The following is a 23,299-nucleotide window of genomic DNA, read 5'->3' as shown; positions in this document are numbered from 1 at the left end:
CCTTTCCACCCGGTCGATCCAACAATCATGCCAACAGGTGCATCCGAACGTTTTCGCCATTCCCCAACGGAGTCCTTCAGGGCCGAGAAGCTGACGATCCACGTGTAGGACCGGAGCGGGCAGCTTCTCGAAGCCGCCCGCTCGGCCTTCGGACAGGCGTCGTCGACTGGTCTCGACCGGCAACTCGTTGCGCGACTCATCAGCGAGACCGGCCTGTACAGCCCTGCCGCCGTGGCTGCCCTCCATCTCGCCGCGCTCGGGCCGACCACCATCGGCGCCGTCCACGACGCCACGCATCATGGACCCAGCACTTGCCACTTGGTTGTGCTCGTGGTCGTCCATGCGGCGCTCGGCGCCCTCGCCTCCCAGCCGCTAGATCCTTAAGTGTCCACTAACGTTCACCGGGTTTCCGGTGCACTGTTGTGGATCCTCGCCGTTATGGCGAGCGACTCCCAACCTGGTGGTGGGGCGGGCCGCCGCGGGCCAACTGATCCTCTCGCCGCTTGTGGTGGGCGGCGGGGGTCACGCCGGGACTGGCCGGCACCGGGTAGGTGTCGGCCGGCTCGACGGTGCGTGACCACCTTCGGCAGCACAACGGCTGCTTGGGGGTGGTGGGTCCGCCGCCCGGGGTGCGGGTGGCGATGATGGCAGCCACGATCAGGTCACGGTGCCCGGAGAACTGACAGTGCGGGCAGACCAAGGCCCGGCCACGCGGTTTCGGTACCCGCCGCAGACAGGCGGGGCAGGTGGAGGAGGTGGCAGGTACTTGGCAGAACCTAGCCAGCTGAGGTTGCGGTTGTGCAGCAGGCGCACTACCAGCGTTCTCCACCGTGTTCTGGAAAAGCCGGGCGAAGGTGAGCAGCCCGGTGATTATCAGGGTTGGCAGCACCGCGCCGAGGTACGGCTTGATTAGGTGTCCGGCCGCCACCCCCTCCGGTGCTGGCCGGGATGCCGATCCGGGCAGCCGGGCGGCCCTGACGACCGCGTGACGGCGCGGGCTACGCGGTCACCGTGCGGCGAGTACGTCGCCTGGCCGGCGGGGCCGACGGCGCGCTGGGCGCGGCTCCGGTGGAACCCCGCACGACGAGCTCGGGCTCAAAGACCAGCTCGTCGGTCGGGACGGCGTTGCCGGCGATCTCGCTGAGGAGCAGTTTCACGGCGGACTGGCCCATCGCGTCGATCGGTTGCCGGATGGTGGTCAGCGGCGGGTCGGTGCAGGCCATGAACGGCGAATCGTCGTAGCCCACGATCGACACGTCCTGCGGGACGCTCATCCCGAGCCGTCGGACGGCCCGGATGGCACCCAGCGCGATGACGTCGGAGGCGCAGATGAGCGCTGTGGTGCCGCGCTTGATCAGGCGTGTCGCGGCCGCGTGTCCGCCTTCCATGGAGAAGATCGTCCGCTTGATGAGGCCACCGCCGGGGGCGTCGTCGGTGTCGTCGTCCTGGTCGTCGACGGCCCCGGTCAACCGTTGGAAGGCGGCCAGCTTGCGTGACGAGGGCACGTGGTCGCGTGGACCGAGGATGAGCCCGATCCGCTCGTGGCCGAGCGTGGTCAGGTGGGCGTACGCCTGGTCGACGGCATGGGCGTCGTCCGTCGCCACGGTGGGGAACTTGAGGTCGCTGATGCCGGCGTTGACCAGCACGACCGGTAGCCGGCGGTCGAGCAGCCGCTGGTAGTGACCGTGGTCGGCGGCGGCTTGGGCGTAGTTGCCGCCCGCGAAGATTACTCCGGACACCTGCTGGTCGAGCAGCATGTCGACGTAGTCCGCTTCGGACAGGCCGTCCACGGTGCGGGTGCAGAGGACCGGGGTGAGTCCCCGTTTGGCCAGCGCCTCGCCGACGACCTCGGCGAACGCCGGGAAGATCGGGTTCTGTAGCTCGGGCAGCACGAGCCCGACCAGCCGGGCGCGTTCGCCGCGCAGCTTCGAGGGCCGCTCGTACCCGAGCACGTCGAGGGCCGTCAGCACCGAGGCCCGAGTGGCATCCGAGATGCCGGGCTTGCCGTTCAGCACCCGGCTCACGGTCGCCTCGCTGACCCCGACGTACCTGGCCACTTCCGCCAACCTGCGTGTCACGAGCGCAATCATAGTGCATGCCAGTGCAACTACTTGCACGATCGGCTTGGCAGCGAAACCCGTCAATAAATAGCCGTCTGGCCCCATTGACCGTCGCGTAGCCGCTCGGTAACCTTCCTGACACCGCAAGAATTTGCACCGATCCCTACGATTCTTGCCGGCGTTACGTCCGTTCCTACCGTCGCTCCTCTCGTTCTCCACGGGAGGAGGCTCGACCGGTGCGGCTTCGGCAGCGCCGATCGGGCCGCCTCGCGCGGTACCGAAGTGAGCGACCCTGCCCTGCCTCTCGCGGCGCAGTCCCCGCCACGCCGCGAACGCGTCCCCCGCGGAAGATTGAGGTCGCACATGAGAACACTGCACCGGCTGCTCGTGGCAGTCGCCGTCACGGCCCTGACCGTGGCCTCCGCGCCGGCCCTGCCGGCCCAGGCGGCCGGCGGGCCAAACCTCGCCGCCGGCAAGGCCACCTCGGCCAGCAGTTCCACCGACGTCTACTCCTCGAGCAACATCACCGACGGCAACCCGGCGACTTACTGGGAGAGCGCGAACAATGCCTTCCCGCAGTGGGTCCAGGTCGACCTTGGGTCGTCCACCAGCATCGACCAGGCAGTGTTGCGGCTGCCCAGTGGCTGGGGCAGCCGGACCCAGACCCTGGCCGTCCAGGGGAGCCTCGACGGCACCGGCTACGCGACGATCGTCACCTCCGCCACCTACATGTTCAACCCGGCGTCGAGCAACACCGTCACCATCAACTTCCCGGCGACCAACACCCGCTTCGTCCGCCTCAATATCACCGCCAACACCGGCTGGCCAGCCGGACAGCTCGCCGAGCTCGAGGTGTACGGCACGACAGCGTCGACCGGAAACCTGGCCCAGGGCAAGACGATGACGGAGAGCAGCCACGCCGACGTCTACGCCGCGAACCGGGCCAACGACGGCAACTCGGCCACCTACTGGGAGAGCGCCAACAACGCGTTCCCACAGTGGATCCAGGTCGACCTCGCCGCCTCGGTCAGCCTCAACCGGGTGGTGCTCAAGCTGCCCACCTCGGGCTGGTCGACGCGGACGCAGACGCTCAGCGTGCAGGGCAGCACCAACGGGTCCACCTTCAGCGACATCGTGGGCTCCGCCGCGTACACCTTCGACCCCGGTGGCGGCAACACGGTGACCATCAACGTCAACGCCACCACCACCCGGTACGTGCGGCTGAACTTCACCGCGAACACCGGCTGGCCGGCCGCGCAACTGGGCGAACTGGAGGTCTACGGCCTGGGCACCGGCGACAACCAGGCCCCCACCGCCCCCACCAACCTCGCCTACACCGAGCCGGCCAGCGGGCAGATCCGGCTGACCTGGAACGCGTCGAGCGACAACGTCGGCGTGACCAACTACGACATCTACCTCAACGGCAACCTGCTGACCAGCGTGCCGGCGGCGGCACTGACCTACACGGACAACCAGCCGGACAGCGCCACGGTGAGCTACTTCGTGCGGGCCCGGGACGCGGCCGGCAACCAGTCCGGCAACAGCAACACCGTGACCCGTACCGGCCACGCCGGCGACACCATCGCCCCCACAGCACCGACGAACCTCACCTACACCCAGCCCGGCTCGGGCCAGATCCGGCTCGCCTGGGGCGCCGCCACCGACAACGTCGGCGTGACCGGCTACGACATCTACGCCAACGGCGCGCCGCGCGCCAGCGTCAACGGCTCGACCCTCTCTTACACCGACAGCCAGCCCGACACGACGACGGTGTCGTATTACGTCAAGGCGAAGGACGCCGCCGGCAACACCTCCGCCGCCAGCAACACGGTGACCCGCGCCGGGAGCGGCGGCGGCGGAACCAACCTGGCGGCCGGGAAGCCGATCACCGGTTCCGCGAACACCTACATCTACGTGCCGGCCAACGCCAACGACAACGACGTCACCACGTACTTCGAGGGCGCCGGCTTCCCGAGCACCCTCACGGTCAGCCTGGGCGCCAACGCCGACGTCACGTCCGTCGCGGTCAAGCTCAACCCGGACCCGAGCTGGGCGACCCGTGCTCAGAACATTCAGGTCCTCGGGCGGGAGCAGAACTCGGGCACCTTCACCACGCTGGCCGCCGCCCAGAACTACACCTTCAACCCGTCGTCGGCCAACACCGTGACGATCCCGGTGAGCGGCCGGGTGGCCGACCTGCGGCTCCAGATCGCCAGCAACACCGGCGCGCCGGGTGGTCAGGTGGCCGAGTTCCAGGTCATCGGCACGCCGGCACCCAACCCGGACCTGCAGGTGACCGGCCTCTCGTGGAGCCCGTCCGCACCGGTCGAGACGGACCCGGTGACCGTCTCGGCGACCGTCAAGAACACCGGCACTGCGGCGTCCGGCGCGACCGACGTCAACCTCTACCTCGGCACCACCAAGGTAGGCACCGCCGCCGTGGCCGGGCTGGCCGCCGGCGCCTCCACCACGGTCTCGACGAGCATCGGCACGCGCGACGCCGGCAGCTACCAGCTCACCGCCAAGGTCGACGAGGCCAACACCGTCATCGAACTCAACGACGCCAACAACAGCTTCACCAGCAGCACCAACCTCGTGGTCGCCCCGGTGCAGAGCGCCGACCTGGTGGCGGCGTCGGTGACCTGGTCGCCGACCACCCCCGCGGCCGGCAACGCGGTCACCTTCTCCGTCGCCGTCAAGAACCAGGGCACCATCGCGTCCGGCTCCGGCTCGCACAGCATCACCCTGAAGGTGATCGACGCGAACAACACCACGGTGGCGACCCTGAGTGGCGCTGTCACCGGAACGATCGCGGCCGGCGCGACCGCCGCGTCAGTGTCGCTGGGCACCTGGACGGCGGCCAACGGCAGGTACACCGTGCAGGTGGTCCTCGCCGCCGACCCGAACGAACTGCCCGTCAAGCAGGGCAACAACACCAGCACCACGTCGCTGTACGTCGGCCGCGGCGCCAACCTGCCGTACGACATGTACGAGGCCGAGGACGGCACCCTCGGCGGCGGCGCCCAGGTCGTCGGGCCGAACCGGACGATCGGCGACCTCGCCGGCGAGGCGTCCGGCCGCAAGGCGGTCACCCTGAACAGCACCGGCAGCTACGTGCAGTGGACCACCCGGGTGCCCACCAACACGCTGGTGGTCCGGTTCTCCATCCCGGACGCGGCCGGCGGCGGCGGGATCAACACCACCCTGAACATCTACGTCAACGGCGCCTTCCACAAGGCCATCCCGCTCAGCTCCAAGTACATGTGGCTCTACGGCGCCGAAGCCTCCCCGGGCAACTCGCCGGGGGCCGGCAGCCCGCGCCACATCTACGACGAGGCCAACATCCTGCTCGACAGCAGCGTCCCGCAGGGCAGCACCATCCGGCTGCAGAAGGACGCGGCCAACACCTCCCAGTACGCGATCGACTTCGTCAACCTGGAGCAGGTGTCACCGATCGCCAACCCGGACCCGAGCCGGTACGTCGTCCCCACCGGCTTCAGCCACCAGGACGTGCAGAACGCCCTCGACGCCGTCCGCATGGACACCACCGGCACCAAGGTGGGCGTCTACCTGCCGCCGGGCACCTACGACACCGCCCAGAAGCTCCAGGTGTACGGCAAGCCGGTCCAGGTGGTCGGCGCCGGCGTCTGGTACACGAGATTCCAGACCCCGCCGGGCCAGGAGAACACCGACGCCGGCTTCGCGGTCCAGAGCACCGCCAACGGCTCGTCGTTCAAGCACCTGGCGTTCTTCGGCAACTACACCTCGCGCATCGACGGCCCCGGCAAGGTGTGGGGCGAACTGATGAACAACTCGAACCTGACCATCGATGACGTCTGGGTCGAGCACACCGTCTGTGCGTACTGGGGCGTGCACAACGACAACGTCACCATCAAGAACTCCCGGTTCCGCAACACCTTCGCCGACGCGGTGAACTTCACCAACGGCACCACCAACGTCCTGGTCAGCAACAACGAGGGCCGGGGCAACGGCGACGACGCGTTCGCGCTGTTCTCCGCCACCGACCAGGGCGCCTCGGTCGGGAACAACAACAACATCTTCGAGAACCTGACCGCCACGCTCACCTGGCGGGCGGCCGGCATCGCGGTCTACGGCGGCTCCAACAACACGTTCCGCAACCTCTACATCGCGGACCAGTTGACGTACGCCGGCATCACGATCAGCTCGCTCGACTTCGGTTATCCGTTCGTCGGGTTCGGCACCACACCGACTCGGATACAGAACGCCTCGATCGTCCGGTCGGGCGGCCATTTCTGGGGCGCCCAGACCTTCCCCGGTATCTGGCTCTTCGCCGCCTCGAAGGAGTTCCGCGGCATCCGGATCAGCGACGTCGACATCGTCGACCCGACCTACCACGGGATCATGTTCCAGACCAAGTACCCGGAGCAGACCCCGGTCACCGACACCGTCTTCACGAACATCACCATCTCCGGTGCCCAGCGCAGTGGTGACGCGTTCGACGCCAAGTCCGGGTTCGGTATCTGGGCCAACGAGATGCCGGAGTCGGGACAGGGGCCGGCGGTCGGGTCGGCGACCTTCAACAACCTGACCTTCCGGAACAACTACCAGAACATCCGCAACACCACGTCCACGTTCACCATCACCGTCAACCCGTAGCAACCGACCCGACCGGGGTACCCGGCGGCGGTCCCGACCGCCGCCGGGTACCCCGAGTTCCTCCCGCTGCCAAGGAAGGAGCGGACATGACCATTTCCCGTCGCACACTGGTGACGTCGGCGCTGTGGGGTCGGCGCTCGGCGCGCTGTCCACCGCGGAGCTGCTGTAGGCGATGACGGGCCCGGCCGCGGCGGCGAGTCCGCCCGGCGACGTCGTCGGCAAGATCACCGTCGGCGGACTCAACCCCGGCACGGCGTACACCTTCACGGTCACCGCGCAGGATGCCGCGGGCAACGTATCGCCCGCGTCCAACGCCGTAACGCAGACGACCGACCCGGCGACCAACACGAACCTGGCTCGCGGAAAGTCGACCTCGGAGAGCGGCCACAATCAGGTCTACGGATCCGGAAACGCGGTCGACGGCGACGCCAACACCTATTGGGAGAGCGTGAACAGCACCTTTCCACAGTGGTGGCAGGTCGATCTCGGTTCCGCGTCGGGGATCAGCCGGCTCGTCATGAAGCTGCCGCCCTCGTCCGCCTGGGCGACGCGCACCCAGACGCTCTCGATCCTCGGCAGCACCGACGGCTCGGCCTTCGACACGATCGTCGGCTCGACCGGGTACACGTTCAACCCGGCCACCGGCAGCACCGTCACCGTTACCTTCGCCAACACCATCGTCCGATACGTGCGGCTGAACGTGACGGCCAACAGCGGCTGGCCGGCGGGCCAGCTGTCCGAGGGCGAAATCTACTCCGCGTAATGGGGTTCATGAGGGTGCCGCCAGGATGTCCTGGCGGCACCCTCATGGCAGCTCAGCGCGTCGACACCCAGGCTGCGGTGTCCGGGGGCAGCTGGGTGCCGTCCAAGGGACCGCTGCTGAGCAGCACCGTCCCGGCCACGGGCAGTTCGGTGGCCCGGTCCGACAGGTTGACCACGCAGACGAAGCGGCCCTGCGGGCCCCGGCTGAAGGCGAGGACGGACTCGGGCGCCGGCAACCAGGCGAACGGGCCGTCGCCGAGCGTCGGCTCGCCGCGCCGGCAGGCCAGCGCCCGCCGGTACAGCTCCAGCATCGAGTCGGGGTCACCGGTCTGCGCCTCGACCGTCCGGTCCCGCCATGCCCGCGGCTGCGGCAGCCAGGGCTCCCGCGCGGCGTCGGCCGGGCTGAACCCGAACGGTGGCACCTGGCCCGACCAGGGCATCGGCACCCGACAGCCGTCACGGCCGAGATTCTCGCCCTGCGTGCGGTGGAACATCGGATCCTGCCGCAGCGCCTCGGGAATGTCCTCCACCTCATCCAGCCCGAGTTCCTCGCCCTGGTAGAGGTAGGCCGAGCCGGGCAGCGCGAGGGTGAGCAGGATGGCGGCGCGGGCGCGGCGCAGGCCCAGCGCCCGGTCGGTGGGCGCGCCGAGCTGCCGGTATTCGAGGTTGAACGACGTGTCGGCGCGACCGTAGCGGGTCACGTGCCGCGGCACGTCGTGGTTGGACAGCACCCACGTCGGCGGGGCGCCGACCGGGGCGTGCACCACCATCGTCTCGTCGATGACCCGGCGCAGCGCGTCCGGTTCCCACGGGCAGCCGAGGAAGGCGAAGTTGAAGGCCGTGTGCAGCTCGTCGGGGCGCAGGTAGGCGGCGAACCGTTCCGCGTCGGGCAGCCACACCTCGCCGATCAGGGCGCGCGGTTCGGGGTAGCTGTCCGCGATCGCCCGCCACGACCGATACACGGCGTGCACCTCGTCGCGGTCGGTGTAGGGGTGGGGGAACGGCGGGTCGGTGTGATCGAAGTCGGTCAGCGCCGGGTCCTTCATCAGCAGCGCGGCGGAGTCGATGCGTACGCCGTCCGCGCCGCGGTCGAACCAGAACCGCAGGACGTCCTCGAACTCCTCGCGGACCTTGGGGTTTTCCCAGTTGAGGTCGGGTTGCTCGGCGGCGAACAGGTGCAGGTACCACTCGCCCGGCGAGCCGTCCGGGTTGCTGGTCCTGGTCCACGCCGGGCCGCCGAAGATGGACTGCCAGTCGTTCGGCGGCAGCTCGCCGTCCTCGCCTCGCCCGGCCCGGAAGCAGAACAGGTCGCGGGCGGCGGATCCCGGTCCGGTGCGCAGCGCCTCGACGAACCACGGATGCGCGTCCGAGCAGTGGTTGGGCACCACGTCGACGATGATCCGGATGCCCCGCTCGTGCGCCTCCCGGATTAACTCCTCGGCCTCGGCCAGGGTGCCGAAGACCGGGTCGATGGCCCGGTAGTCGGCCACGTCGTAGCCGGCGTCCGCCTGCGGCGACGCGTACCAGGGGTTGAACCACACGGCGTCGACCCCGAGCGCCTCGAGATGGTCCAGGTGCGCGCGTACGCCGCCGAGGTCGCCGATGCCGTCGCCGTTGCTGTCGGCGAAGCTGCGGGGGTAGATCTGGTAGATGACGGCAGAGCGCCACCATTCGGTGGGAAGTGTGCGTGCCCTGGTGGCTTGAGGGGCCTGGATTTCCGCCACGGACTACCTGCTTTCTCGTGCGTATGGTGCTGCCGGCCGCCGCCGCGCCGGGTGGCGGTGGCCGGGCATCACGTCGAGGGGACGCGGACCTGGGTCAGCCCTTGAGGCTGCCGCTGGTGAGGCCGGACATGATGTTCTTCTGGAAGATCAGGAAGAACACGATCGTGGGGACGGCAGCGATGACCGCGGCGGCGACCACCACGTTCATTGGCGTGCCCGTGGAGAACGCGTAGATGCCGACGCTCACCGTCCGGGTTTCGGGTGAGGGCATGACCAGTTTCGGCCACAGAAAGTCCTTCCAGACCGCGGTCACCGCGAAGATGGAGACCACGCCCAGGATCGGACGGGAGATCGGCAGGACGATCGACCACAACGTCCGCAGTGGCCCCGCGCCGTCGATGGTGGCCGCCGCCATCAGGTCCTCGGGGATGGCGTCGAAGAAGCGCTTCAGCAGGAAGATGTTGAAGGCGTTCGCCACCGCCGGCAACCAGATCGCGAAGGGCGAGTCGAGCAGGTTGACGTGCAGGATCGGCAGGTCGATCACGGTCACGTACTGCGGGACGATGAGCACCATCGCCGGGATCATCAGCGTGGCCAGCATCAGGCCGAGGATCAGGTTGCCGAGCACCGGGCGCAGCTTCGACAGGGCGTACGCCGCCGCGGTGTCGAGCACGAGTTGGAACAGCAGCGCCCCGGTGGCGTAGTAGAAGGTGTTGAACAGCAGCTTGGCGAGGTTCAGGTTGGTCCACGCGTCGGCGTAGTTCTGTGCCCGAGGATCGTTCGGGAACAGCGTCGGGGGAGTCTGGGCGATCTCCTGGCCCGACTTCAGCGCGCCCGTCACCATCCAGTAGAGCGGCCCGAGGAAGACGAGCGTGAAGCCCACGACGACGGCGAACAGCAAGATCCAGTAGACGACCTTGCCGCGGCCCCGCCGCAGCTGGGCGGGGGAGATGAGGGTACGGCCCCCGGAATCCTGTGCCATGGTCCTAGTCCTGTCGTGCGGCCAGCCGTGCGTAGACGGCGGAGAAGCCGCCCAACGCCACCAGCATGATCACGCCGAGCGCCGCGGCGCCGTTGAGGTCATTCTGGAAGAACCCGTGCTGGTAGATGAGGTACGCCACCGAGGTCGCGGCGTCCTGCGTGCCGGCGCCGTTGGCGAGGATCAGTGGCTCGATGAACAGCTGCATCGTGGCGACGATCTGCAGCATCGCCATCAGGGTGAGGATCAGCCGGGTCTGCGGGATGGTCACGTTCACGATCCGCCGCCAGATCCCGGCCCCGTCGAGCTCCGCCGCCTCGTACAGCTCACCGGGGATGTTCTGCAGTGCCGCCAGGTAGATCAGCACGGCGCCGCCCATGTTCATCCAGGTCGACGCGATCACCATCGCCGGCATCGTCATCGTCGACGACTGCATCCACTCCGACGTCGGCAGGTGCAGCGCCCTGAGGATGGAGTTGAACAGGCCGGCGTCGCTCGGGTCGTACACGAAGAACTTGAACAGGAACAGCGCCGACGCGGGTGGCAGCATCACCGGCAGATAGACCAGAACCCGCAGGTAGCCCTTGGCATGGCGGAACTCGTTGAGCACGATCGCCACGGCGAACGGCACCACGTATCCCAGGATCAGCGCGAGCAGGGTGAAGTAGAGCGTGTTCTTCCACGCCGTCCAGAAGCTGGGGTCGTTGACGATGCGGACGTAGTTGTCCCAGCCCACCCAGGTGGTCTCGCCTCGCCGGGTCCGCTGGAAGCTCATGACGACACCGCGGATCATCGGATACCAGGCGAAGAGGGCGAAGCAGAGCATCGCCCCGATCAGGAACGCGTGTCCGGTGAGGTTGTCCCGCACCTTCCGACCGAGGCGGGCCCGCGCGCGACGACCGGGAGGCGACTGCCGGCTGCCGGGCTGCTGGCTGGTGCCGGGAACGGTGGTGAGAGCCATGTGCGAGCTCCTGGACGTGGGGGCGGTCGGCCTGCGGACGACGGGCGGGGCCGGGAGCCGGCCCCGCCCGTACGCTCATCCGTTGCTGGCCAGGAGCTGGTTGACCTTGGACTCGGCCGTCTTGAGCAGCGCGTCGACGTCAGCGTTCGCGTTCGTCAGCACCCCGGACATCGCGGCGTCGAGCACCGCGTAGATCGCCTGCGCGTTGCGCGGCTCGCCCTTGATCGGGGCCGGGCTCGCCTCGAAGGCCGTGAAGTTCTCCACCGGGACGTTCGCGTTCGCCTTGCGGAGCTCCAGCTCCTGCTTCTGCGCGTCGCTGCCGACGGCGAACAGCGTCGGCTGGGGGAGACCGACCGGCTGGTTCTGCGGCTTGGCCCGCACGTAGTCGAACTGGCCCTTACCCGGCGTCAGCTTCTCGAACGCCAGCCACTTCAGGCCGGCCTCGACCTGCTCCTTGGTCAGGCCCTTCTTGAAGAAGTAGCCCTCGCCACCGCCGAGCGTCCCCTTCGCCGGGCCGTCCTGACCGGGCATCGGAGCCATCGCCCAGTCCTGGTACTTGCCCTGGAACTGGGTCACGATCGCCGTGGTCGCGTCCGGTGCGCCGACGAACATGCCGACCTTGCCCGCGCCGGCCAGGGTCAACAGGTCCCCCCAGCCGAGCAGCTGCCGCTGACCCATGCTGTTGTCGCCGTACCGCATGTCCTTGAGGTTCTGCAGGACCTGCTTGCCCATCGCGTTGTTGAAGTCGGCCTTCTTGCCGTCGGCCGTCACCATCTCGCCGCCCTGCGCGTAGAGCTCGGCAGTGAAGTGCCAACCGCCGGTGTTGCCCGCGCTGTAGTCGGCGTAGCCGGCGATGCCGTTGCCGAGGGCGGAGATCTTCTTGGCGGCCGCCCGGACGTCGGCCCAGGTCTTCGGCGGGTTGTTCACGTCGAGCCCGGCCTGCTGGAACAGGGCCTTGTTGTAGAGCAGCCCCATCGAGTAGTTCTTCGTCGGGATGGCGTAGAGCTTGCCGTTGTCGGTGAAGACGCCCTTGAGCGCCGGGTCGATGCTGTCCCAGGTCGGGACCGTGTTCTTGTTGGCGTAGTCGGTGACGTCCATCGCCTGGCCGGAGTCGAGCACCTGCTGCAGGTCGGTCATGTACCCGTAGAACAGGTCCGTCACGGTGCCGCCGGCGAGGCGGGCGGTGAAGTCCGGCGGGTTGTTGCACTGCTCGCCGACGCTCACGCTCTTGATGGTGATGGTCGGGTTCTGCCGCTGGAACTCGGCTACGTCGTCGTTCCAGTTCTTCACCAGGTCCTTCTGCGAGCCGACCGGCATGCAGTCGACCGTGATGGTGACCTTGCCCTTGGCGTCGGTCGACCCGTCGTTGCTCTTGGTGGAGCACGCCGTGAGGCTGAGCCCCAGGCCGGCCGCGAGGACTACCACCGCGGCCCTTCGGTAGTGCGGTAGCGACATCTGTCCATCCCTTCGGGAACGGGCGTTCGTAGTGGTGGGTCCCGCGATGGCCGTCACCGCGGCGGTGTGGTGCTGCTTCCCGAGTCACCCCTGGACGAGGTCGACCCCGGTGACGTGGAGGCGTGGCGTGAGTCGTCACTGTAGCGACGGCGACTGATGCTCGCAAGGTCTCGACTGGTTACTGCAAAGAAACGACGCAACTACGTAACCAAGCTCGTTGCTCGACCCGACAGCGATGGCACCGCGATCGGCGCGAGCTACCAAAGGTCCTGCTGGAGTCCAGGGCACACCGACCAAACTCGACCTGCCGCTGCAAGGGGCAGCGCCCGGGACAGGCACTGGTCGAACCATCCCCGGACCCCAGTCCCAGAGGGGCGCCGACCTGCTGGCCGTGGCCGTCTCCGCCGGCACCGACGATCCGCAACTGTCCGAAGTCACCGTCGGCAAGCCCTTGGACCTGGCTGCGCTCGGACACCTTGACCAGCCCGAGCTGGATCAGCCCGCCTTACGCCCCGGCGACCCAGCCCCGCGGCGGCAACGCCTGGCAGCAGGCACCATCCGGCCCACCGCCGTGGAGCTCCCCGCCACGGGGCCTGTGCCGACCGTACGTGCCACGGGCGTCAGCACCGCCGTGCCCGACCTCCGCGCGCCGAACGCCTCGGCCGCCGCGCAGCGGCGCCCTGGCCTCGGCGGCGCGGCGCTGGCGGCGCAGCCACGCGCCCAGGCAGGTGCGTGTTGTCCTCGGCGAACGGGATGCCGCCGCGTGCAGGCAGAGCAGCCAATGCTGACGGCAGGGCAGGCCCACCGACGGCTGGACGTTCAACGTGGCCTAGCGAGGAATCCCGGTCCCTTCAGGGCCGGGAAAAATCGCGTCACGTGCGTGGGCGTTTCTGGTTTTCGATGTACTCGCGGATGACTGCTAGGGGTGCCCCACCGCACGATCCGGCGAAGTACGACGGCGACCACAGGTGGCCGTGCATGATGTGCCGGTTGATCCGGCCGGTGAACTCCTGCCGCAGGTAGTGCGCGGATACGCCCTTGAGTCGGTTGACCAGGGTCGATATCGATAGTTTTGGCGGGTAGTGGACGAGGAGGTGGACGTGGTCGTCTTCGCCGTTGAACTCCCGCAGTTGCGCGCCGAGTTTGTCGCACACGTCGGCCATGATTTGCTCGCACCGGGTGAGCATGGCGTCATTGAGTACGTCCCGCCGATACTTGGTGACGAAGACAAGATGTACGTGCAGGTTGTAGACGACGCTGCGGCCACGGCGAATATCCGGATCCGGGGCCCATCGGGGTGACATAGATAAGATGGTAGACTGTGGACGGTGAAGATCGTTGTGCAGGTGCGGCTGTTCCCGGATGCCGGCCAGGAGGCGGCGTTGCGGGACACGCTGGCGCTGTGCAACGAGGCCGCGAATCTCGCCTCGGTGGAAGCGTTCCAGCGGCGGGTCTATGGGAAGCAGGCGTTGCAGCGGCTTACCTACGGGCGGTTGAAGGCGATGGGGTTGTCGGCTCAGCCTGCGATCCATGTCGCTCGCAAGGTCGCCGGCGCGTACGCCACCCTGACGGCCAACATCCGCGCCGGTAACCTCGGCAAGCCCGGGTCGAAACGCCGCCGCAACGCTGAGGCGAAGCCGGTCGGGTTCCGTCGGGATGCCGCGCAGCCGTTCGACGACCGGTGCCTGTCGTGGCAGATCGCCGACCGCACGGTGTCGATCTGGGCCGTCGGCGGCCGGCTGAACCGGGTTCGCTTCGGCTGCTCACAGCAGCAGTACGCCACCCTGGCCGTCCACCGCAAGGGCGAGTCCGACCTTGTGTGCCGTGACGGCAAGTGGTTCCTGTACGCCACCTGCGACATCCCCGATGTCGAGGTGAAAGAGCCTGGCGGGTTCCTCGGCGTGGACCTGGGCATCGCGAACATCGCCACCACCAACGACGGCATCCGACACTCTGGCAAGGCTTTGAACCGGGTGCGTCACCGTAACCAGCGGCTACGGGCGAAGCTCCAGCGTATTGGCACCAAGTCGGCCAAGCGGCTGTTGAAGGCCCGCCGGCGTAAGGAGGCCCGGTTCGCGGCTGACACGAACCATCGCATCGCCAAGCAGATCGTGACCGAGGCCGAACGCACCGGCCGCGGTATCGCCCTGGAGAACCTCACGGGCATCCGCGACCGGGTACGGCTCCGACGGCCCCAGCGGGTCACTCTGCACTCGTGGGCGTTCCACCAACTCGGCCGGCACATCGCCTACAAAGCGACCCGCGCCGGAGTGGCCCTCGTCCACGTGGACCCGGCGTACACCTCGCAGGGCTGCTCCGCCTGCGGGCACATCGCCAAGGCCAACCGGCCCAACCAATCCATCTTCCGATGCACGTCGTGCGGCTTCGCTGAGCACGCCGACGTGAACGCAGCCCGCAACATCGCCACCCGCGGTGCCGCGGACTGGGCAGCCGTCAGCCTGCCAAACGCGGCGTGACCGATGCAGCCAGCACCGGACACGAACTGCAAGCTCGGCCCTTCAGGGCCGAGAAGCTGACTGGTGGTGCTTTCCGACGGCAACGGAGCGGATCTGGTGGCTGGTGATGATGGCGTAGCCGGCGAGGGCCTCGGATGGTTGGGGCCGCGGTGCTGGCCCTCAAGCTCAGTCCGGCGAGCCCGCGGTCAGCCGCTGCCACACCTGGCCCCGCACGGCATGTCCGGCGCGTTGACCCCGGCCAGCCCGGATAAGCGGGTCCATCGACGTGCGCGTGGCGTGAAGACGCGAGGTTAGCGCCCGTACGGTCATTGGATCGGGGAGGATGCCGGCATTGGCCGTGCTGCACGGGCACGCTGTCGGAGGAGTCCGGATGACCGAGTTGTTCCCGCCGATCCCCCTGTCCGCCTGGGCGGACTCAAAGGAAACCGTCCACCGGTTCACACAGATCGTCGGCAAGATCCGGCTGGACCAGGCACCGCCCCGCAACCACTGGTGGCACGTGCCGTTCCACCTGACCGGCCGCGGCATCACCTCCCGGCCCATGGGCCGGGACCTGATGTTCGCCATCGACTTCGACTTCGTCGACCACCGGCTGGCCATCAACACCCTGGCCGGCCAGACGGCCTCCTTCCCGCTGCCTGGCCTGTCCGTCGCGGCGTTCCACGAACGATTGTTCGCCGCGCTGTCGCACCTCGGCATCCGCGCCCACATCGGGGCCAAGCCCTACGATCTGACCGACCGCATCCCGTTCGCCGAGGACACCACGCACGCCGCGTACGACTCGTACTGGGTCAACCGGTACTGGCAGGTACTCAGCCAGGTGGGGCTGGTGCTGGAGGATTACGCCGCCCGGTGCAACGCCAAGACCAGCCCGGTGCACCACTTCTGGCACACCTTCGACATCGCGGTCACCCGCTTCTCCGGCCGGCAGGTGCCGCAGCCGGACACCGTCGACCCGGTGACCCGGGAGGCGTACTCACACGAGGTGATCAGCGCCGGCTTCTGGTTCGGCGACAAGAACATCCCCGAACCGGCCTTCTACTCCTACACCGCGCCCGAGCCCGACGGCCTCACCGAGGAACCGCTGCGACCCGCGCAGGCACGCTGGGTCGAAAACCGGGGCGCACACCTCGCGCTGCTGACCTACGACGACGCCCGCGCCGCCACCGACCCGCGCGCGACCGTCCTCGACTTCCTGGAGAGCGCCTACCAGGCCGGCGCCCATCGCGCCGGCTGGGACACCAGCAAACTACGCACCCAGTACGCACCCTGACCACCGGCACCAACCTGATCGGGTCCGTCGTGCCCCGGCCTGCCAAGGTCATCTGCCGGCCAGGTAGGACGGCGACCACTGGCTGCGGCGGCCGGTCCCCGACGATGTCGTGCCGGAGCACCTCGTACCCGCCGTGCGGGTCCAACCAGGCCGGATTGATGTCCGTGGCCAGCACGTAACCGGTTGGTCCGACGGCCGTGGCGAGCGCCTCGGGAATGCTGGGGCCTCCGGCACCAACTTCCCAGCAGCGCCAGCCCGCCCTCACGCCCATGACCCGGCTGAGGCTGCTGCCGTCGAGTTTCAGCGCCCACCACGAAGCATCTCACCGTAGAAAACGCCCTGATCATGACCGAATGTGCTAACACCCCGCGACCAGGCCGTTGTCGCCGCGGATGTCGAACGGGTTCCACGAGCGAGCGCTGCCTGGACCCCCGTCCGGCAGCCCGAGCGCTGGCACCTTCAAGAGGTGGCCGCGGTGGTAGGTAGCCCGATCAGTCCGCACAGATTGGTCCGCCGTGCTTGAACAGGGGAGCGCTTCGCTGGATCGTCCGGAGGCAGCGGTGCTGTGGCCACTGCGGCATTCGTTGTCGCGGATCTCCGCCCGAGGTCAGGCGGTTGCCTCCCACGATGACGTGGGGGGCGGAGATGAGCGGGGCTCATGGGCGGGGCTGGAGGTGAGTTCCGGCCGGGCGCGGGTGGGTGCGGCGGCGGAGCCGGTGCTGCGTCGGCCGGTTGCGCCGATGCTCGCGGCGCCGGTTGATGCGGTGCCGGAGGGTCGGGGTCTGGTGCACGAGCCGAAGTGGGATGGGTGGCGGGCGATCGCTTTCCGCGAGGTGGATGGGGTGTATTTGCAGTCGCGGGCCGGTCGGAGCCTGACGACCTACTTCCCGGATATCACCCGGGCGATCCGGGCGGCCATCCCGCCCGGTGTGGTGCTCGACGGTGAGCTGATCGTCTGGGAGCGTGGCCGGACCAACTTCGCGCAGTTGCAACGGCGGATCACCGCCGGCCGCGCTGTGCTGCGCGTGGCGCGTGAGTGTCCTGCCCATTACGTGCTGTTCGATCTGCTCGCCGACGTCGGCGGCCGGGTGCTCCTGGACCTGCCATTGTCGGAGCGCCGGGCCCGGCTGGAGCGGCTGCTCGCCGGCGCCCCGGCGCAGCTCACCGTGACCCCGCAGACGGCCAACATGGGGGAGGTGTCGGACTGGTTGTTGAACTGGACGATCGCCGTGGGGATCGAGGGTGTGGTCAGCAAGCGCCTGGCCGGCCGGTACGAGCCCGGCCGCCGCGGCTGGTCGAAGTTCCGTACTCGCATCGTCACGGAGGCCATCGTCGGCGGGGTTACCGGCAGCATCAGCCGCCCGGAGACCCTGCTGCTCGGCCGATTCGACCGGCGGGAACGGCTGCGGTACACCGGCCGCTCCCACCCATTGACCACTGATCAGCGGGCGGGGCTGGCCGAACAGCTCTCACCGCCACGCATGCCGCGCCGCGGCGCGGTCGCACACCCGTGGCCGAATCCGTTGCCGGCGTCCTGGTCCGGCCAGTTGGACCGGCCAGAGCCGCTGCCGTACGTGCAGGTGGAGCCCAGCGTGGTGGCGGAGATCGACGCCGACGTGGCGTTCGAACACGGACGATGGCGCCACCGCGTGCGCTACGCGCGGGTCCGGACGGACCTGTCGGTCTATGACGTGCCGCTGCTGCTCGGCGAGGAGGAAGGCTACTTCGGCGACCCGGGGTGAGCATTCGCGGGCCTGCAGTGAGTGGCTTCTCATAGATGTTCCGTCCGGGACACGAAGCCATGGGGACTCTCAGGCACGGAAAGGGTCGCGCGCCTCGTAACCCGATCGGGAGGACTAGCGCCCCATTCAAAGGCGGGAGTTGTGGACGCCCGAGGAGGCAGTGGTATCGCCGGCCGCCGGTGCGGGAGATAGCCGGGTCGCGGGTCGCGGGAGGGCCGCCCGCCGACCCGGGCGATCAACGACTCGGTCGGCGTAAGGCCGAGTTCGGCGTGCAACATCGTCGCGTACCGGTCGAACTGCCGGTGAGCCTGTGCGGCGTTGCCTTCGGCAAGGTAGACGTCGATCAACGCTCGGTGCGCGGACTCGCGCAGCGGCTCGGCGGCGATCACCAGGAAGGCGACGTCGATCGCCTCCGGGTATCGGCGAAGCGTGCACAGGCGGCGTGCGAGCGCCTCCAGGGCGCGCAGCTGAAGCTGGCGGAGCCGTTCCCGTTCCATGACCAGCCAGTGTTCGTCCCAGTCGGGCAGTAGCTCCGCGATCAGGGCGGCAACCTGGGCGTCGGCCGGCCGCAGGTCAGGATCGTCGGACAGCAGCCGCAGCGCCTGACCGCGGCTGTGGTTGACGTCCACGTCTACCAGGTCGTGCAGGCGCAACCGGTCGCGCTCGACCTGGATCAACTGGGGGTGGCACTGGCGGATCCGCCACAGTGCAGTGCGAAGGCTCGCGTACGCACGGTCGGTCGACACATCGGACCAGAGCCGCTCGGCCAGTTGATTGCGCGCGCTGTTCGGTCGGTTTTTGCAGTCCAGCGCGAGGTATGCGAGCACCCGGCAGGCCTGTATCGGCAGGGCGACGGGGGCGCCCCCAACCCGTAGGTCGAAGCCGCCGAGCAGTGAAACGCAGGCCGAGGAACGAGATTCCGTGGCGGGTTTTTTGCGGTGGATCACCGGCATTGAGGGCCTCCTCAACAGGTGCCCGAACCTACGAAACATGCTCGTCCGGCGTTCGTGGCGGGAGCAAGGAAATGTAACGAGCACGACGGACCGCTCGCCCATCAGTGCTGATTGGTGGCCTTTTGCCCAGTGCCCGCCGGGCACCCGAACGCCGACGGATACGCGGCGTTGACGCTCCGGCATACGCCGGCCGGGCACGCTCGTCCCCGTTGCTGAGAGTCAGGGGGGCCGGAATGAGCGTGCTGGGCGGAACGTACGCCGGGACCGCCGATGCGGTCGGGCACTACTCGCCTTTCGCGGGCGTCCATACGGTCGCTGCGGCCCACCCGGAGGCGGCGCCGGCGGACGTGGGTTTGCTGGAGTCGCCCTTCGGCGCCGGGTTGACCGGCGAGTTGCGCGACCGCACGGAGGAGACGGCGGCGGAGCTGCTGGAGACGTTGCGGGACGAGGACTTCGCCGAGGCGCTGGAGCAACTCGTCGACGAGGCGGCGGCACGGCACGTGGCGCAACAGGCGGCGTGGTCCGCCGCGCCGCCGGAGGCGGAGTCGTGGACTGCGTTGCAGGAGTGGCTCGAGCCATTGGCGGAGGCCTCCGAGCGGGCCATCGACGGTCTCGCGGAGAGCGTGCGCAGCACCGACGTCCACGCGATGAGCGGTGGCGACTTGGAGTCCTTCCTCGCCTCGGCCGGCGAGGCGGCATCGCTCGGGTCGGAGGGGTTCGACCAGTTCCTCGGCGGCCTGCTGCAGAAGGCGAAACAGGTGGTCAAGGGTGCGGTCAACCTGGCGAAGAAGGGTGTCGCCGCCGTCGGGCGGATCCTGCCGATCGGGCCGCTGCTCGACAAGCTGAAGGCTCTGGTCCGGCCGCTGTTGCAGCGGGTGCTCGGGGCCGCCCTGAACAAGCTGCCACCGTCGGTCCAATCGATCGCGAAGACGCTCGCCGGGAAGCTGGGGCTGGGGGAGCGCGAAACGGCGTCCGGCGCCGACCTGGTCAGCGGGCTGTCCGAGGAGTTGGACCTGCAGCTCACCAGCCTGCTGCTCGCACCGGACACGTTCGACGAGATGGTCGAGACGGCCGAGTGGGAGACCGGGCCCGACGGCGGGGGCAGGGATCGGCTCGCTGACCTCGACGAGGCCCGGACGCGCCTGGCGCGGCAGCTCACCGACCTGCCGGCCGGCACTCGACCGTCCGCCGAGATCGAACAGTTCATCCCCGCGGTGCTGGCGGTCCAGCCGCTGATCAAACTTGGCATCTCCATCATCGGGCGGGACAAGGTCGTCCGCTTTATCGCCGACCGAGTCGCCGACCTGATCAAAGGGATCATCGGTGCAGACGCGGCGCGGGCGATCTCGCAGCCGATCGTCGACGTGGGCCTGCGGATGCTGGGCTTCGAGGTCGCGCCCGACCAGGAGCAGGCGCTGGCCGGTGAGGCCCTCGCGTCGACTGTCGAGGGCACCGTCCTGCGGTTGCTCGAACTGCCCCCCGCCGCCTTCGAGGACCAGCTTCAGCTCGACGGCGCGCTGCAGCAGGCGTTCGCCGAGGCGGCTGCAGCGTACCTGCCCGACCGGCTGCTGCGTGCGGACCTGCCCGAGCGGGAGACCGCGGGCGAAGGCGGCGTGTGGGTGCTGATGCCGAGGGCGGCGCGACCCCGCTTCCGGTTCCGGCGGTACACCCGAACCTTCCTGGTGCCGGTCAGTCGCCAGCTCGCCCGCTGCGTGCCGTGGTCGGACGGCGGCACCCTGGAGACCCACCTGCTCGACCGGGGCGTCGAGCGCTGGCCAGTGCAGGCCGAGGTACATCTCTACGAGGCGCTACCGGGCACTCATCTCGGCCATTTCACCCAGGACGAGGCCGCCGGCGCGCGGTCGCCGGACAGCGGCGAGTACGAGTACCTCACCCCCGAGATCGCCGGACTGCTGGTCGGCGAGCCGGCGCTCGGCCGGGCGCGATCGGCGGGCGGAACGGAGGCGGGCCGGCCGCGACCGCAGGCGGGCGACCGATTCTTCCGGGTCCGGGTGCCCGGGTTGCCGCCCCGGTCGCGGCGGTACCGGCGGATGCTCGTCCGCCTCGACGCCTCCGGGCAGCTGCGCGTCCTGCTACGCCTGTCCGAGCGGCAGGCACAGCAGATCCTCACCCGGCTGGCCGGGGCGGCCTCGACCGGACAGCGTGACCTGCCGTCGGTCCTGCTCGCCCTGCAGGGTCAGTACCGCCGGGCACTGCCCGCCGTGCTGGCCGCCCGGCTGCTCAAGCGGTCGCTGATCGCCGATCCGGGCCAAGCCCGCGTCGCGGCTGACCGGGTGGTCGCCGCGCTCACCGCCGGGCTGTCGAACTTCCTGAACAAGAACGCCGCGCAGTTGGCGTCGGCGGTGAGCGACCCGGCCGACGGCGTGACGATCACCCTCACGGTCACCGGGCTCTCCCGGCAGACCCTGGCCGCGGACCTTCCGCCAGCGCAGGCCGGCGTGCAGCCCGGGAGGCAGGGTCGTGGCTGACGGTGCCCTGGTGGTGGACCCGCAGGTGGGTCCGGCCACCGCCGAGGATCGCGCCACGCTCGCTGTGGAGTTGCGACACTGGCGGCGCGCGGCCGCCGCACTCGCCGAGCTCGACACCGTCGCCGCCCCCGCCGCGTGGGGGGCGCTGGAGTCGTACCTCGGGCTCGGGGTGCGGGGCAGCCTGCGGGCGGTCGCGGCGCGTGTCACCGCCCAGGCCGACCAGTTGGGAGCCAGTCTCGCCGCCGCCACCGACCCCGCCGACCTCGACCGGGTGCGGGCTGCCCTGCTGCGGCTGCGGCGTGACTACCTCCGGGCGGAGACGGTCATCGACTTCTTCGGCGACGCCGTGAACACCCGCACCAACCCGCGGATCGCCGGGATCCTGCGCGGGCTCGACGCGCTCGCCGTCGACAGCATGGAGCGGGGCCTCCGCCCAGTCGGTATCGACGTCCCGCCCGTGCTGACCTATCTGGACAAGGGGATCGGTGCGTCGATCCTGCGGGCCGGTGCCCGGCTGTGGGACACCTCCCTCTCACCCGTGGCAGCCGTCAAGATCACCCGCCACAACCTGTGGCGACCGACGTCCCTCATGCACGAGACCGGCCATCAGGTCGCTCACCTGACCGGCTGGACGGCCGAGCTCGGCGCAGCCCTGCACGACACACTCGCGCCGTTCTCCGCGCTGGCTGCCGAGACCTGGCGGGGCTGGGCCGGCGAGGTGGCCGCCGACGTATACGCGTTCGCGCTGCTCGGCTACGCACCCGTACCCTCGCTCGCCACGGTCGTCGACGGTGAGACCCGCGCGGTGTTCCGGATGCCGTTCGGCGATCCGCATCCGTTTGCCTGGCTGCGCGTGCTCTTCAACGTCGCGCTGTGCCGGTCGTGGTTCGGGCCCGGCCCGTGGGACGGTCTGGGAGCGGCGTGGTTGGCGCGCCACCCGGTGGAGCGGGCACCGCACGACGCCGCCGCGGTCGCCGCCGCCACCCTGCCCCGCCTGCCCGCGCTGGTGGACGCCTGCACCCGGACGGCGATGCGTGCCTTCGGCGGCGTGCCGCTCGCGACGGTTCTCGATCCGCGGCGGGTGGCGCCCGCCGAGCTGGAACGGCTGGCGCAGCGCGCCGGCCCGTCGCTCTACACCTCGCGCTACCTGCAGCGGATCGAGCCGATGCGGGTTCTCGGCTGGATCGTCCTGCGCGGCGTCACCGCCGGCACACCCGGCACCGACGTGGAGAACTGGCTACGCCGGATTGGCAGCGAGCAGGCGCCAGCCGCATAAAAACAGGGGGACGACCATGACCACCAATCAGAACAACCAACTGGCGGAGATTCTCACGAAGATCGCCAAGATCGAGGAGCGGCAGGCCGAAGCGCTCGCCGCGCTGGTGTCAGACCGGGAGCGCGCACCGCTGGGGGGCATGGGCATCGGGCAGGCCGGCATCGAGCTGCGCTTCCGGGCGCTGCGCAACGCCCTCGGCAACATGGGCCGCCGGGGTGAGACGGACCTGGCGTTGCGGCAGGTGGAGCTGCATCCCGACGACACCCCGCGGCTGGTCTTCGTCGACGGGCTGCCGTTCGGTACCGAGCACATCACCCTGTTCCTGGCCGACGGCAAGCAACGAGCGGTGGCGGCGTCCGCGCTGACGGGTCAGCCACCCCAGCTGCTCAAGCCGGGGGAGGTCCGCACCATCCAGTTCGACGACGAAGGGCACCGGCCGCTCGCCTTCGCCCTCGTCCGTCGCGTGCCCGCTGCGGGCGCCGGGCCCATCAAGTAAAGCGAAAGGTCATC

17 protein-coding genes are annotated in these 23,299 nt (G+C 69.3%); 8 read left to right on the top strand and 9 right to left on the bottom strand.

Annotation, left to right across the window (positions count from 1 at the left end):
* The 3 genes from ABZ783_RS35235 to ABZ783_RS35225 all read right to left on the bottom strand — a co-directional run.
* The coding region (locus ABZ783_RS35235; protein ID WP_357446774.1) for a hypothetical protein at positions 1-342 on the bottom strand (342 nt) is incomplete at its 3' end.
* Positions 343-436: 94 nt separating this feature from the next.
* The gene (locus ABZ783_RS35230; RefSeq protein ID WP_357446779.1) at positions 437-829 is read right to left on the bottom strand and encodes a zinc ribbon domain-containing protein; all 393 of its coding nucleotides are present in this window, start codon (positions 827-829) and stop codon (positions 437-439) included.
* Between the two features lie 169 nt (positions 830-998).
* On the bottom strand, positions 999-2,078 hold the full coding sequence (locus tag ABZ783_RS35225; RefSeq protein ID WP_357446771.1) for a LacI family DNA-binding transcriptional regulator: 1,080 nt from the start codon (positions 2,076-2,078) through the stop codon (positions 999-1,001).
* A gap of 345 nt (positions 2,079-2,423) precedes the next feature.
* On the opposite strand from ABZ783_RS35225, the gene ABZ783_RS35220 reads away from it, so the two are divergent.
* Positions 2,424-6,698, top strand: coding sequence for a discoidin domain-containing protein (locus tag ABZ783_RS35220; protein ID WP_357446768.1), 4,275 nt, complete (start codon positions 2,424-2,426; stop codon positions 6,696-6,698).
* Between the two features lie 172 nt (positions 6,699-6,870).
* Positions 6,871-7,461: a discoidin domain-containing protein gene (locus ABZ783_RS35215; protein ID WP_357446765.1), complete on the top strand. Its 591-nt coding sequence runs from the start codon at positions 6,871-6,873 to the stop codon at positions 7,459-7,461.
* Between the two features lie 52 nt (positions 7,462-7,513).
* Here the strand turns inward: ABZ783_RS35215 and ABZ783_RS35210 are convergent, their stop codons facing one another.
* From ABZ783_RS35210 to tnpA, 5 genes are all read right to left on the bottom strand, one after another.
* The gene (locus ABZ783_RS35210) at positions 7,514-9,184 is read right to left on the bottom strand and encodes a glycoside hydrolase family 13 protein (RefSeq protein ID WP_357446763.1); all 1,671 of its coding nucleotides are present in this window, start codon (positions 9,182-9,184) and stop codon (positions 7,514-7,516) included.
* A gap of 94 nt (positions 9,185-9,278) precedes the next feature.
* A complete protein-coding gene (locus ABZ783_RS35205; RefSeq protein ID WP_357446759.1) occupies positions 9,279-10,166 on the bottom strand; it encodes a carbohydrate ABC transporter permease in 888 nt (295 codons plus the stop codon).
* A 4-nt stretch (positions 10,167-10,170) separates the two neighbouring features.
* The gene (locus tag ABZ783_RS35200; RefSeq protein WP_357446756.1) at positions 10,171-11,124 is read right to left on the bottom strand and encodes a sugar ABC transporter permease; all 954 of its coding nucleotides are present in this window, start codon (positions 11,122-11,124) and stop codon (positions 10,171-10,173) included.
* A 75-nt stretch (positions 11,125-11,199) separates the two neighbouring features.
* Positions 11,200-12,579, bottom strand: coding sequence for a sugar ABC transporter substrate-binding protein (locus ABZ783_RS35195; RefSeq protein ID WP_357446753.1), 1,380 nt, complete (start codon positions 12,577-12,579; stop codon positions 11,200-11,202).
* Positions 12,580-13,451: 872 nt separating this feature from the next.
* Positions 13,452-13,883 (bottom strand): IS200/IS605 family transposase, encoded by a 432-nt coding sequence (tnpA, locus tag ABZ783_RS35190; RefSeq protein WP_357446750.1) that lies wholly within the window; start codon positions 13,881-13,883, stop codon positions 13,452-13,454.
* A gap of 42 nt (positions 13,884-13,925) precedes the next feature.
* Between tnpA and ABZ783_RS35185 the strand changes: the two genes are divergently transcribed.
* The 3 genes from ABZ783_RS35185 (at position 13,926) to ABZ783_RS35175 (ending at position 18,071) form a co-directional block, all read left to right on the top strand.
* On the top strand, positions 13,926-15,056 hold the full coding sequence (locus ABZ783_RS35185) for a transposase (protein WP_357446747.1): 1,131 nt from the start codon (positions 13,926-13,928) through the stop codon (positions 15,054-15,056).
* Positions 15,057-15,426: 370 nt separating this feature from the next.
* A complete protein-coding gene (locus tag ABZ783_RS35180) occupies positions 15,427-16,329 on the top strand; it encodes a DUF5996 family protein (RefSeq protein WP_357446744.1) in 903 nt (300 codons plus the stop codon).
* Between the two features lie 740 nt (positions 16,330-17,069).
* Positions 17,070-18,071, top strand: a complete 1,002-nt coding sequence (locus ABZ783_RS35175; RefSeq protein ID WP_357446776.1) for an ATP-dependent DNA ligase — start codon at positions 17,070-17,072, stop codon at positions 18,069-18,071.
* A 29-nt stretch (positions 18,072-18,100) separates the two neighbouring features.
* Here the strand turns inward: ABZ783_RS35175 and ABZ783_RS35170 are convergent, their stop codons facing one another.
* Positions 18,101-19,024: a BTAD domain-containing putative transcriptional regulator gene (locus ABZ783_RS35170; protein ID WP_357446741.1), complete on the bottom strand. Its 924-nt coding sequence runs from the start codon at positions 19,022-19,024 to the stop codon at positions 18,101-18,103.
* A gap of 233 nt (positions 19,025-19,257) precedes the next feature.
* On the opposite strand from ABZ783_RS35170, the gene ABZ783_RS35165 reads away from it, so the two are divergent.
* The 3 genes from ABZ783_RS35165 to ABZ783_RS35155 are packed head-to-tail and all read left to right on the top strand — an operon-like array spanning position 19,258 to position 23,285.
* Positions 19,258-21,513 carry a hypothetical protein gene (locus tag ABZ783_RS35165; RefSeq protein WP_357446738.1) on the top strand — a complete coding sequence of 752 codons (2,256 nt, stop codon included), beginning with the start codon at positions 19,258-19,260 and terminating at the stop codon, positions 21,511-21,513.
* The gene (locus tag ABZ783_RS35160) at positions 21,506-22,789 is read left to right on the top strand and encodes a hypothetical protein (RefSeq protein ID WP_357446735.1); all 1,284 of its coding nucleotides are present in this window, start codon (positions 21,506-21,508) and stop codon (positions 22,787-22,789) included. The genes ABZ783_RS35165 and ABZ783_RS35160 overlap by 8 nt, the downstream gene beginning before the upstream one ends.
* A gap of 16 nt (positions 22,790-22,805) precedes the next feature.
* On the top strand, positions 22,806-23,285 hold the full coding sequence (locus ABZ783_RS35155) for a hypothetical protein (protein ID WP_357446732.1): 480 nt from the start codon (positions 22,806-22,808) through the stop codon (positions 23,283-23,285).
* The last annotated feature ends 14 nt before the right edge of the window (positions 23,286-23,299 follow it).

Origin of the sequence: Micromonospora sp. NPDC047738 (assembly GCF_040642675.1) — a bacterium.
Classification (GTDB): Bacteria; Actinomycetota; Actinomycetes; order Mycobacteriales; family Micromonosporaceae; genus Micromonospora.
The sequence above is the reverse complement of the archived record's forward strand: the minus strand, read 5'-3'. Positions and strand labels throughout refer to the sequence as shown.